Below are 12,830 nucleotides of genomic sequence, written 5' to 3' on the forward strand. Positions count from 1 at the left end.
TAATAACGATTATTAAAGCATGCGCTTGTCTTAAAGCGCATAAAAAGGCGACACGCTAAGCAAGAAGGTTTAAAGAAAATACATGTCAGAGATTAAGTGCAAGGTTGCAAGCATCACGCCGTTAACCGAAGTGGTACAAAAAATTGAATTAACGCCAGAAAGCCCTGTTGAGTTTAAAGCGGGTCAGTACGCTATGGTGGTAATGGGCGAAAAAGATATGCGCCCATTTTCTATTGCTAATGCCGCCTTTGATAATAACCGCATTGAATTACACATTGGCGCAGAGCCTGGCAACAGTTACGCAGGTGAAGTGCTAGAGCGCATGCGTGCAGATGGCGAAATTACCGTCAACGTAGGTAATGGCAATGCCTTTTTGCAAAGTAATGGCCTGCCTATGGTTCTTATTGCTGGTGGTACGGGTTTCTCGTATACCTACTCAATTCTGCAAGAGCACCTTAACAGCGGTGATAAAACACCACTTACTCTTTATTGGGGTGGAAAACACGCTGCTGATTTGTATTTAGCTGACAAGCTAACCGAACTCGCTAAGGCGAATGAGCACTTCACTTTTGTGCCAGTTGTCGAGTTTGCATGCGACGAGTGGAAAGGCAGAACGGGCTGGGTACATCACGCAGTCATGGCCGATCACGCCGACTTTGCGAACGTTCAAGTATATGTTGCCGGCCGCTTCGAAATGGCAAAAGTCGTGCGCGACGATTTTACTCAGCGCGGCTTAAAAGTTGAGAACTTGTTTGGCGACGCGTTCGCGTTTATTTAAGCCAATTACATAAGGGCTTGTTAAAACCTATCGCCATCGAATCGTCGTTGGCGTTTTATTATGGATATTGAGGATCAGTCATACCTTCAATCTCCTGAGCCACCTTATCAAAGGTAAACACGTTTGTAAGGTTTAGCTTATATAGCTGCGCGTGACGTTTGGCTTTATTAATAATGAGAGCATCTAGGAAATCTGCTTGCTTGGTTTTTCCGCCTGCTTTTATAGGCTTAGCATTGGTAAAATCTTTCAGTGCGGCCCACACAGCCTGATTATCCTCAAACACAATATTTGGCTCAGCAAATAGTGCATGAATAACCTGAATAATTTTCTCTTTATTTAAGCTGTAGCGCTTACCTTTTAGCGTCCAGATGGTTTCAATTAATACCACATCTGTAATCAATACTGTTTCAGAAGACAAAATCAATTTGTTTGCTTGCTTAGCTTGCATTTCCTCGTCTTGAAGTAGGTAGCGGAGCAAGATATTCGTATCTATAGCTATCATTTTTCTAACGCGCTATGGAGCGACGCCTCATCACTGAAGCTGTGATTAACAGTGATATTTTTCAAAATTCCTTTTGCCGCGCCAGTTTGTTTTTTCACAATAGAGATAACACCTTGACGATCAACAAAGCTTTCAACATCATCGCCCGCATGGATATTTGCAATGCTACACAACTCTGCGGGTAGCGTTATCTGCCGTTTCATACTAACTTTAGCCATTGTTATTTAATCTCCACACCTCTCAACTGTTCATTTATCATACTACCATCTTTACTTTTTATCAGAAAGTAAAGAATAGATAGTTTTAAGCTTGCGACAGTTGGCTAGTTTAAATCGTTTACTCCAATTGTAGCCAAGCCACGTATTGGTTATGGTGAAAAGATAAACACTGGAGAGAACAATGATAAAAAACCTATCCGCACTCGCTAACATAAGCGCCAAAATGAGAAAAAATAGTCTGCTGGCCTCTGCCATATTATTAAGTAGCACTGCATCTTTCACTGCATACGCACAAAGCGAGCAGCAGCAAGCACTTTATGATATCGCTGAGAGCGTCTCTGCTGAAAATATCGAAAAAGACATTACTACGCTGGTAAACTTTGGTACACGTCATACCCTTTCTGAAACCGAGTCTGATACCCGTGGCATTGGTGCTGCGCGCCGATGGATTAAATCTGAATTTGATAAAATTTCAGCCGAGTGTGGTGGCTGCCTAGAAGTGTACTACCAGTCGGAAGTTATCAGCGGAGAAAAGCGTATTCCCGATCCGGTAGAAGTGGTAAGTGTTATTGCTATTCAACGCGGTATTACTGATCCAGGCCGTTACGTGATCATGTCGGGCGACATTGATTCACGGGTGTCTGATGTGATGGATTTCACCTCTGATTCACCGGGTGCAAACGACAACGCCTCTGGTGTTGCCGGTACCCTTGAAGCGGCACGAGTACTATCCAAATACAAGTTTAACGGTAGTATCGTGTACGCTGCACTATCTGGCGAAGAGCAAGGGCTTTTCGGCGGACGTATTATGGCAAACCAAGCCAAGAAGGACGGCTGGCGAATTAAAGCCGTGCTCAATAATGACATGATTGGCAATATCGAAGGGGTAAACGGTGTGATTAACAACACCACCGCTCGCTTGTTTGCTGAAGGTACACGCGTAACCGAAACGGATAAAGAAGCACGCATGCGACGTTTCACCGGGGGTGAGGTTGACTCACCAAGCCGTAACCTTGCCCGCTATATAGATAAAATCGCTGATAAGTACATTGAAAATTTAGACACTATGGTGATTTATCGTTTAGATCGTTTTGGTCGTGGCGGGCACCACCGCCCGTTTAACGACTTGGGCTATCCGGGTATTCGTATTATGGAAACTAACGAGAACTATACCCGCCAGCATCAAGATCTTCGTATAGAAGACGGTATTGCCTATGGTGATACCTTGGATGGGGTTGACTTTGATTACGCTGCAAAACTTACCGGCTTAAATGCGGTTTCTCTTGCTGCAATGGCGTGGGCACCGAACCCACCTGCAAATGTAGAAATTGCCGGTGCTGTTCAGCCTTCAACCTTTTTAAAGTGGGATGCACTAGACGCGGAAGAGAACCCTCAGCTTAAAGGATACAAAGTATACTGGCGTCATACTGATGCTCCGCAATGGGAATACAGTAAATATGTGGGTAACGTTACCGAGGCCATGCTTGAGAACGTGGTTATCGACAACTACTTTTTTGGCGTTGCCAGCGTTAACAAAGACGGTGTTGAAAGCGTTGTCGTTTACCCAGGTCCTGCGGGTAGCTTCGGCGAATAAATGCTTATATTAAGCGTTTTTATACGCACCCAATTAGGCATCCAATCAAGTTCGTGACGTTAAGCTGGCAATGAAACCGGCTTATCATCACGAATGACTTTATTCAACAAAAGCTAGTCTAAGCGTGGACACTACATTCAATATATTGATGTCGCTTACATTTTGTTAATTTAAGCCAGCACGTGTTTATTGGAATTAAGTGACTAACTGCATTACAGTGTAGGAAATGCATGACGGCAGTTCGGAGTTCACCTTTGGTAAGATTCAGCGCGTTCTCGCTCTCTATTTTCACTCAACGCCTTTCTTTATTGGCTATTAGCCTAGTCCTTTGTTGCTTTAGTGTTTCGCAATTACATGCCGCCCCTACTAAGTTGGGTGCAGCTTCCTTCGAGACCTATATCAGCGATGATGGGGAGCCTGCTCGGATTAACGCATTACTTGAAAAAGTGTTTAAAAAAGCAGAGTTGGATATTCAGCTTCAGGTGATGCGACAAGCTTTTCTGGGCAGCTCTGTCTTAACGGGCAAATTAGACGGTGAATTTGCCTACATCAACTTAGGTGAGGACACGAGCAACTATGTACTTTCCGATGTCTACTTACCCATTTATCTTTACGCGGTAAGCAAAGACGCAGATGTTGAGGCCGTAAAACTCTTTCCTCATTTAAAGGACAACCGCGTTGCTATTGAAAATCGCTTTGCAAATACGCCTTCATTCAGGTTACTTAAAAATATAAAGTGGTCGCGCAACCCCACTACGTTTGATGCCTTTCGCCAACTTGCCGACGATAGAGCGCCTTACTTAATTACCACCCAGCTGCTTGCTCGAGAGCTGAACATACTGCTGGCTAACGATAATGAAGAAACCTTGCACTTTTCAGCAAAACCTTTAGCGAAAACGGGATTTCAAATAGCTATTAGCAAAGGTGTTGCTAACGCTGAGAGGATTATTGCGCAATTCAACCAAGCGGTGTCGACAATGCAGAATTCGGGGGAATTGAATCAGCCACTTGGGTTAGCTTGGCTCACCAAAGATGTGGATGGCGATGGCGTTGCCGACTTTATCGGGCGCAGCAACATAACTACCCCCTCTGATTTGTTAAACACCGCCTACTCACTTGATGGTAAACCCACATCTGAAAACAGTTTGTTTTATATTGACGGAAATAAGTATATATCGTTAGAGGAAGCGCATACTGCGCTTCCCGCTAAAGAAGATTCGTCGCCTCGCGAGTCGCTGTTAGATAAAACCACCTACCAGCAATTGCTTCGCCGCTGGTAGATGACTTGCAGTGCGAAGGATACGGGGGAGAGCAAGCGAGTTAATGCGACGTTTCTGGTAGGTACATTTCCAGAATTGTCAGCAATTCTTCGCCATCGACCGGTTTTGACACATAGTTATTAAAGCCTGCTTTAAGTGCTTTAACGCGGTCAGATGTATAGGCATAAGCAGTAAGTGCTACGGCATTAAGTTTTGCAATTTCCGGGATTTCGCTTGCCCTAATTTTCAATACTAGACCTAACCCATCCATTTCCGGCATACCTATGTCCGATAGCAGTAGATCGAAAGCTTCAGGCATGTCGTTGATTTCCTTCCATGCCATTAAGCCGTTTTTCACGACATTCACTCGAGCGCCGTTAGATTCTAGGAACAATTTTATGAAATCACGGGCGTCTCGCTCGTCTTCTGCGACTAAAATTCGCAAGCCACTCAAACGAAGTGATTCAGTTAAATCGCTAATCTCAGAGTTTTTGGTTTCGATAATATCGTCATGCAAACTAAGTGGTGCGATTGGCAATGACACAAAAAAAGTAGTACCTGAGTTTAACCCATCACTTTCGGCGTAAATTTCGCCGCCGTGCATTTCAACCAAGCTTTTTACGATAGATAAACCCAGCCCCAAGCCATGTTTGTTATGAGAATCTTTTCCTTGATAAAAACGTTCAAAAACCCGAGCTATCTGATCTTGGGTCATTCCCTTACCGTTGTCTTTTACACGGAACAAGTAGTTAGAATGTTCCCTTCGCCCACGCACGTGTACGGTTCCGCCCTTTGCTGTAAATTTAAGGGCATTACTGAGCAAATTGTTGATCACCTGCTTAATACGCAAATTATCACCAAGAATTTGTGTGTGCTCGTCTTCGCAATTAATTGAAAGTTGAATATTTTTACTGGCGAAACCCGCTTCGAATGATTTAGCGACTTCAGATATAGACCCAGCGATATTTAATGAATGCGTACTCAATTTCATTGTGCCGGAGATAATGCGCGATAAGTCTAAGATATCGTTAATTAACGCGGCCTGTGTAGACGCAGCGCGTTTGATAACCCCCAATGCATCGGACATTCTATCGACATTCGTCACATCCATAAGCGCTAAGTCGGTCCAACCTACAATAGAATTAAGAGGTGAACGAAGCTCGTGAGAAATACTGGCAAGAAACTGATCTTTAGCTTTGTCTAACTCTTCTAATTTACTAATTTGCTTATCAAGCGACGCTTTTAAGCTTAGTGCGTAAGGTATAAATAGGTGGTCAAAACCCTCTATTATGAGCTGATCATCCTGGGTCCACTCTACCGATTCATCGGCTACACTTTGAAGATACATATCAAAGGAATTACGAGGCGTTAAAACCTTACCAATATCTTTGTTCGCAGCTTCACGACCTGCCCATCTGATAGTTTTGTCTTTTTGCTCTCTAAACCAAACGGTGTAATAACCAAGCTTCGCTGATACACAGGATATATACATGCCGCGAATGCCGTTAAGGTTACATTGTTCCGACACTTCTCCCGCCAACTTGCTAATAGCAATTGACTCTTCAGAGTTGGTAATAACGAACTTATCGAGAAGGCGAGTTAATGTTTGTTCAGACGGGGTTCTACCTACTAAGTATTTATCTACAGGGGTAATAACCGCCATACCGCATGCACTGGCTACATCCAAAAGGCCTTTTTCTTTTTGGGTTATCGCCTCCAGGGGATTAGCATAGCTAGTAAGCTGGTGAATAATACTATTCAGCTTGCGCTGCCGAATTTGAAACTGCTCTTTCTTTTGGTGTAGGGCTTTAGTGTGTAGCTGCCACGCATAGAGGTGACCAAGAGACTCACATACCAAACGCTTTTTCTGCTCAATATATTTAGGTTCATTATTGTGACAAGCAAGCAACCCCCAAAGTTTACCTTCAAACACAAGGGACACGGAAAACGATGAACGTATGCCCATATTTTTAAGGTAAGTGATATGAACCGGCGACACTGAACGAACCATAGACATGGATAAGTCTAGAGGCGGTCGCTCCGCTTCTTGCACAGTTGGTATCAAAGCTATAGGGGGTTGTTCTACGTCATATACACAACGTACGCGATTTTTTAAGTACAGCGCTCGTGCTTGGCTAGGAATATCAGATGCCGGAAATTTCAAACCTTTGAAAGAGCGAGCCCCAGGCACTTTTACTTCGCCAATCACCTCACCACTATAGGTTTTGTCGAACTGATAAACCATCACCGAATCGAAACCTATGTATCCCTTAAACACGTTCGCAATGGCGTCTGCAACATCGTGAATGGAGTCGCACCCATCTACATCGGGTAGTAATGTGCGAATATCTACGTCCATCGGTACCCATTGCTGGGCGGCTTCATAACTAAGCTGAGGGGTGGGCTCTAACTCGATAACAAGCAGACCGTTTGAGTCGAACACAACACCGCTACCCTCTTTTTCCCAATTGTCTAAACAAAGTGCGTTCTCCGCAAACTTCCATTGGTAAGCACGGCGTGAATTCCCGCCTTTAACACTTTGATAGATACTTTGAAAGGTGGGAGCATCTTCAGAAGGCGTATCGATAAGTTCAGTAATAAGAGTTTCACCCGCAGTGATACTGACTTTAAATAGCTCATTGATGTTTTCACTAACCACCTGAACTTTTTTAGTTTCAGGGTCAACTGCTATAACATAACCAAAGCTTTGAACACTTTCGATTAGGTGAATAGCTTCATCTTCGCAGTTCTGAAGCGTCTTTATCTTTTTGTCTTTAATGTGTTGCATTGCCTTGGCCGAGAAATTTAGAAAGCGAACTTTCTTGCGAGTGTCTAATTACTCAACCACGATAACAACAAATTGTGATCAAAGCATGCAATATCGTTGAAAGTTTCCTAATTAACTCTTATTAAATTATCAATAAAATTTTGCTTAAAAGGCACATTAATGTTGCCTTTTTTGATCTTACACAATAAACTTTCAGTAATTTCTGAAACTTCTGGAAAGTAAAAATGAAAATGACGCCTTTAATTACTTCTGCCGTGATGCACTTTGGCGAAATGGGAAGTCGCTGGGGTTTTAATAGAACAGTTGGGCAAATTCTTGCACTTATTGTTTTAAACGAAGAGCCTATTTCGGCACAAGAGGTTGCCGATGCGCTCAATATCTCCAGAGGCAATACCAGTATGGGGTTGAAAGAGCTTCAGTCATGGCGCCTAGTTAAACAACATCATGTTCCAGGCGAAAGAAAAGAGTTCTTTATTCCTGCCGGTGATATTTGGACGCTGGCAAACCGGGTGTTTGAAGAGCGCAGAAAGCGCGAGATAGACCCAACAATGAGCTTACTTCGGGATCTGCTGCTCGATGCACCTGCTAATGAAAAGGAAGCAAACGCTCAACATAAACTGAACGAAATTCACGATTTACTCGAATCAATTACGGCATGGTCTGAAGAGCTTCAAAATCTTGGGCCTGAAAAGTTAAACACGTTGATGAAGTTAGGTTCTGGCGTGGGCCGTATGCTTGAGCTTAAGGACAAGCTACTTCCGGGAAAAAACAGCGTTAACTAAGGGGGCCTTCTGTGGATGCATTCTTGCTGTCTCGTTTACAATTTGCGTTAAATATTAGTTTCCATATTTTATTTCCAACCATCACCATGGCGATGGGCTGGTTTCTTTTCTACTTTAAGCTGCGCTCTAATATTTCAGGTCACCCTGTGTGGATGCGTATGTATCGTTTTTGGGTACGTGTCTTTGCCCTAAGCTTCGCCTTGGGTGTAGTAAGCGGCGTCACCATGTCATTTCAGTTTGGTACTAACTGGCCTGGATTTATGGAGAAAGTGGGCAACGTAGCAGGTCCGCTATTAGGTTACGAAGTACTTACTGCATTCTTCCTAGAAGCTACGTTCCTAGGCATTATGTTATTTGGTATACGCCGTGTTCCGAACTGGTTACACACAGCATCCACCCTTATTGTTGCGCTTGGCACCACAACATCTGCGTTCTGGATATTAGCGCTTAACAGCTGGATGCAAACCCCACAAGGCTTTGAAGTAGTCGATGGTGTGGTGTATGCCACCAACTGGAAAGAAATCATCTTTAACCCTTCTTTCCCCTACCGCTTCGTACACATGATGTTAGCGTCTGGGCTGACGGCCAGTTTCTTAATAGCTGGGCTTTCTGCCTACCGCATGCTTAAAGGCGACGACAAGCTTGCGCCTAAACTCGCGCTTAAAACCGCCACCTATACGGCGGCAGTGTTAATTCCGCTACAAATTTTTGCTGGCGACATGCATGGTTTAAATACGCTTGAACACCAGCCACAGAAAGTAGCTGCGATGGAAGGGCTTTGGGAAACCACTGAAGGCGCACCTTTGTTGCTTTTTGCAATTCCTGACGAAGAAAGCAAGGAAAACCATTTTGAAGTTCCTATTCCTTATGGTGCAAGCTTAATCCTTACCCATGAATTGAAAGGCGAGATAAAAGGGCTAAATGAGTTTGAAGGAGAACATCCACCTGTTGCCCCTGTGTTCTTCGGCTTCAGAGTCATGGTGGGTATGGGCATGTTGATGCTTGCTGTATCATGGCTTGGCAGTCTTTATCTTATGCGCAAAAAAGACTTCCCCGTTTGGCTTAAGCGCACGTTTGCAGGCATGGCGTTTAGCGGATGGATTGCAACGCTTGCCGGCTGGTATGTAACTGAAATAGGCCGTCAGCCCTACTTGGTGAGCGGTGTATTAAAAACAGCAGATGCGGTTACGCAGTTGCCTCCGGCTAATATTGCTCTGTCGTTCACGCTTTATCTTGTTATCTATACGGTGCTTCTAATCGCATACATGGGAACACTTATGTTGATGTGCAGAAGAGCCGTTGAGATTGAAGAGATAACAACGGAAGAGCGGGAAATAGCGAAGGCTAAAATGCAGCCTTCTGAACCTGACCCAAGCACGGTTTAAGGAGAGCAAATATGTTTGAAAACGTATCAGCAGAAATGCTCGGAAATATTTATGTGGGCTTACTTGGTCTATCTGTATTGTTGTACGCCATTTTAGATGGCTACGACTTGGGTGTGGGTATACTTATTCCGCCAAGAACAGAAGCCTTTCGCGATGACATGATAGCCTCTATTGGGCCTTACTGGGATGCTAATGAAACCTGGCTTGTTCTCGCCATTGGTCTTCTGCTTATTGCTTTCCCTGAAGCCCATAGTGAGTTTTTACAAACCTTGTATTTGCCTGCGACCTTCATGTTATTGGGGCTTATTTTGCGCGGTGTCGCATTTGATTTTCGCGCCAAAGTTGTACAGGTAAAAAAACGTAAGTGGGATTTAGTCTTCAAATACGGTTCACTGTTGACTACGCTGGCTCAAGGTTACATGTTAGGTATTTACGTGACAGGCCTTCGCACAGATATTTGGGCCCAAGGCTTTGCACTACTCGCTGCCTTTGGTGTTACAGCAGCTTATGCGTTTATTGGCTCGTGCTGGTTAATACTTAAAGGTGAAGGTGAGCTTCAACAAAAAGCCTATTACTGGGCGAGAAGAGGATTAGGTGTACTGACGGTAGGAATTGTTGCGGTAAGTATCGCAAACCTTACCTTACACGATGACGTGCGAGACTTATGGCTATCAGCACCTTGGGGCTATGTGCTTTTCGCTATTCCGGTAGCGTGTTTCGCACTTCTAGCACTTTGTGGTGTGTTGCTTAAAAAACTGCCTGATGCACAAGGGAAAGGCGAATGGCTTCCGTTCTTTATTGCCCTTCTAGTATTTTTACTTTGTTTCACCGCATTCGGCATAAGCTACTATCCGTTTATCATACCTGGACAGATGACGGTGATGGATGCGCTTAGTGATGCAAGCTCTCTGCGCTTCTTGCTTGTTGGCGTAGTTATTGTTGTACCTATTATTTTGGCTTATACCGCCATGGTATATAAGATATTCTCCGGTAAATCAGAGAAGCTTTCTTACTACTAGTATTCATTGAGGGATCGCAGCGGATCCCAATTACTTGAAACAATAGTGAACATCATTGAAAGTCAGTGGTGTTCACTTTCTATTCAGCGCTATACTCAACGCTATACGTTGCGAGTTGCTTGCGGTTTCCTACGGTTTCCCTGTGCTTGCTGCATTTGCGGCGACCAGTATCACCTACCCACGAGCTCGAATTGAAGACATGCGATCAAAATATGATCCTTTCCCTCGAACAATGTATACCAATGAATAGGCATATTTAGCTTTAGCTGATATTCCCCCTCAAAGTGTGATCAAAATTTAAACGTCATTTACCATTAAATATTTTGTTGACATCAAACTGTAATATTACTATATTTTATTTGGGGCAATTTTTAATAGAAGGAGCCAATACTATGGAAAATGTATTCCATTCGTTCTCACGGTTCTTCAAGCGCGCGCACCCCTACACAGTCGCTCACTATATCGGCCGTAAAAATGCGCAGCGTATCTTAGGATGTAAAATCAAAAAGAAATCCAAGATATTCGCCGACCAGCACGTTGAAGACCAAAATCATTAATTTATATGGGGCCCGTCAAACCGGCCCCATTTTTTTGATTTTAAATGTGGTTTAACGGTACCGAGGTTGTGTACTTAATCTGCTCCATTGCAAAGCTTGAAGTTACGTCGGAAAATTCTATACCGTTAACTAATCGCTTATAAAAGTGATCGAAGCAATCCATATCGGTAACGAGAACTTTCAGCAGGTAATCGTATTCGCCAGACATACGATAACATTCAACAACTTCATCAAACGACGCGGCGTGCTTGGCGAAACTTGCCAGCCACTTTCCATCATGTCTGCCCGCTTTTACTTGCACGAAAACGGTCATGGCCAGCCCCAAGTGTTTTGCTTGCAACAGCGCTACTCGCCTAGAGATTATGCCCTTCTCTTCTAGCTTTTGAATACGCCGCCAGCAGGGCGTTACCGTAAGCCCGACTTGCTCAGCGATTTCTGCAACAGGTGTGTCAGCGCTATTCTGTAGCATGGCCAAAATGGCTTTATCTATTGCGTCTATACCGCCTGTTTTTTCACTACCCATAGTAAGGTATTGCCCTTTATTTTCAATGTTCTTAGTTTTTCAGTGAATTACGTCAGGTGCTTTAGTTTTTGATGTGCAGATTAACGCCACTTTTTAAGGCCACTATCTAAAGCCACCATGGCTGAGTAAAATCGATATTTTCCGGCGCAATTTCGTATTGATAGGGCGGCGTAAATACACCCCAGAATGCATCGCCCAAGTCCTCATCTATTATGGCAAGTTTACCTGCATCGCGATAGCGAGATAGCAAAGCATTGTATGCATCAATCGGCATTTGCGGGTTAGACTGGCGAAAGATAACGCGCCCTCCAAATTCTTCGAACATCGCTTTTTCTGTTTGAAATTGAAGAACCTGCTTAGCCGCTATCTCTCTTATGGGTTTCGTTGCTGTTTCACTTGAAACTTGGCTTTCAAACTTCTCTATAAACTTGCTTATTAGTGTTTGGTTAACAGCGATACCTTTTTGCTTTGCGTAATCCTCTAATACAAGCTCATAAATTTTGTTAGACGCATTTACGCGGGCAACATATTCAAGCATATCTGAGTAATTGTCTTTCGCTTTCTGCTTTAAGTTTTTGCGTTCTTCTTCACTAGGCACGACGTCTTCCATACGGATTTCGATATTTAGCACCTTTGCCAAAATACTCTGATCAGCAACTTGTTCATTTACTTGGGCTGCATTAGCAAGGTTTGAAAAAAGAATAAGTAGCGCAGTGGCCAATGAGGATCGAAGCGTTGATAGTATGCGCATTAAGCACTCCTTTTAGACGTATTTATACCTGCGGTAACAGGCCGTAATTACAAACACTTTGCGTCTTGCTTAGTAGGTAATTAACTGTACGGACCGGTGTTACCTAAATGGTCGTTGTGATGAGTAAAGCATTAAACGCTATGACTACGCAATACCGTGACGTACCGATATTAGGGCTATGGTGCGAGCATCAAAATTAATTGGGGTGAACGAATGCTTGTATGGTGTAGTTGAGAAAAGATTGCAATAGCTACACTGTAGACTTGTAGATGACTGAAAGCGCTACTCTATAGAGATATATACATTAAAAGTTGTAGACCAAACGCTTTATGCGATAAAAGCCTAGTCGTGTAATAAGCGTGAGCGTGGAAACCCAGACAACAGAAAGAAAAACGGCGGTCAAATGACCGCCGTTTTTGAATTCTTAGATAGCTTGCACGTTAGCAGCTTGAAGACCTTTTTGACCTTCTTCAACTTCAAATTCTACTCGCTGACCTTCTGGAAGCGTTTTGTAACCGTCAGAGATGATCGCACGGAAATGAACGAATACGTCCTTACCGCCGTTATCCTGAGTTAGAAAACCGTAACCTTTATCAGCGTTGAACCACTTAACTGTGCCTGTAACTTTAGACATGTCGTATAGACCTCAAATATCGTATTAAATTGCGCATAAG

12 protein-coding genes are annotated in these 12,830 nt (G+C 43.6%); 6 read left to right on the plus strand and 6 right to left on the minus strand.

Annotated features, from left to right (window positions below; all coding sequences use genetic code 11):
• Nucleotides 1-82 precede the first annotated feature (82 nt).
• On the plus strand, nucleotides 83-778 hold the full coding sequence (gene fre / locus AC27KT_RS17055) for an NAD(P)H-flavin reductase (RefSeq protein WP_487131943.1): 696 nt from the start codon (nucleotides 83-85) through the stop codon (nucleotides 776-778).
• A gap of 58 nt (nucleotides 779-836) precedes the next feature.
• Here the strand turns inward: fre and AC27KT_RS17060 are convergent, their stop codons facing one another.
• Together AC27KT_RS17060 and AC27KT_RS17065 are read right to left on the minus strand one after the other, a co-directional pair.
• Nucleotides 837-1,280: a type II toxin-antitoxin system VapC family toxin gene (locus tag AC27KT_RS17060; protein ID WP_487131945.1), complete on the minus strand. Its 444-nt coding sequence runs from the start codon at nucleotides 1,278-1,280 to the stop codon at nucleotides 837-839.
• Complete coding sequence (locus AC27KT_RS17065; protein ID WP_118491847.1) at nucleotides 1,277-1,498, minus strand: AbrB/MazE/SpoVT family DNA-binding domain-containing protein; 222 nt, start codon at nucleotides 1,496-1,498, stop codon at nucleotides 1,277-1,279. Before AC27KT_RS17065 ends, AC27KT_RS17060 begins: the two co-directional genes overlap by 4 nt.
• 181 nt (nucleotides 1,499-1,679) lie before the next feature.
• Here AC27KT_RS17065 and AC27KT_RS17070 point away from each other — a divergent pair, with 181 nt between their 5' ends.
• Nucleotides 1,680-3,092: a M28 family metallopeptidase gene (locus tag AC27KT_RS17070; protein ID WP_487131948.1), complete on the plus strand. Its 1,413-nt coding sequence runs from the start codon at nucleotides 1,680-1,682 to the stop codon at nucleotides 3,090-3,092.
• Between the two features lie 230 nt (nucleotides 3,093-3,322).
• Nucleotides 3,323-4,372, plus strand: coding sequence for a substrate-binding periplasmic protein (locus AC27KT_RS17075; protein ID WP_487131950.1), 1,050 nt, complete (start codon nucleotides 3,323-3,325; stop codon nucleotides 4,370-4,372).
• Between the two features lie 40 nt (nucleotides 4,373-4,412).
• On the opposite strand, the gene AC27KT_RS17080 is transcribed toward AC27KT_RS17075, so the two are convergent.
• Entirely contained in the window at nucleotides 4,413-7,139 is a 2,727-nt protein-coding gene (locus tag AC27KT_RS17080; protein ID WP_487131952.1) for an ATP-binding protein, read from the minus strand.
• Between the two features lie 224 nt (nucleotides 7,140-7,363).
• Between AC27KT_RS17080 and AC27KT_RS17085 the strand changes: the two genes are divergently transcribed.
• From AC27KT_RS17085 to AC27KT_RS17095, 3 genes are read left to right on the plus strand one after another with little or no spacing between them, the layout of a single operon-like run.
• Entirely contained in the window at nucleotides 7,364-7,921 is a 558-nt protein-coding gene (locus AC27KT_RS17085) for a GbsR/MarR family transcriptional regulator (protein ID WP_136783374.1), read from the plus strand.
• Nucleotides 7,922-7,932: 11 nt separating this feature from the next.
• A complete protein-coding gene (locus AC27KT_RS17090) occupies nucleotides 7,933-9,306 on the plus strand; it encodes a cytochrome ubiquinol oxidase subunit I (RefSeq protein ID WP_487131955.1) in 1,374 nt (457 codons plus the stop codon).
• Between the two features lie 11 nt (nucleotides 9,307-9,317).
• On the plus strand, nucleotides 9,318-10,325 hold the full coding sequence (locus AC27KT_RS17095; RefSeq protein ID WP_487131957.1) for a cytochrome d ubiquinol oxidase subunit II: 1,008 nt from the start codon (nucleotides 9,318-9,320) through the stop codon (nucleotides 10,323-10,325).
• A 597-nt stretch (nucleotides 10,326-10,922) separates the two neighbouring features.
• Here the strand turns inward: AC27KT_RS17095 and AC27KT_RS17100 are convergent.
• From AC27KT_RS17100 to cspE, 3 genes are all read right to left on the minus strand, one after another.
• The gene (locus AC27KT_RS17100; RefSeq protein ID WP_458731610.1) at nucleotides 10,923-11,405 is read right to left on the minus strand and encodes an Lrp/AsnC family transcriptional regulator; all 483 of its coding nucleotides are present in this window, start codon (nucleotides 11,403-11,405) and stop codon (nucleotides 10,923-10,925) included.
• Nucleotides 11,406-11,511: 106 nt separating this feature from the next.
• Entirely contained in the window at nucleotides 11,512-12,156 is a 645-nt protein-coding gene (locus tag AC27KT_RS17105; protein WP_487131960.1) for a hypothetical protein, read from the minus strand.
• A gap of 424 nt (nucleotides 12,157-12,580) precedes the next feature.
• Entirely contained in the window at nucleotides 12,581-12,790 is a 210-nt protein-coding gene (gene cspE, locus AC27KT_RS17110) for a transcription antiterminator/RNA stability regulator CspE (RefSeq protein WP_012519905.1), read from the minus strand.
• Nucleotides 12,791-12,830 lie beyond the last annotated feature (40 nt).

Source organism: Alteromonas sp. 5NW40-0090 (assembly GCF_057552975.1).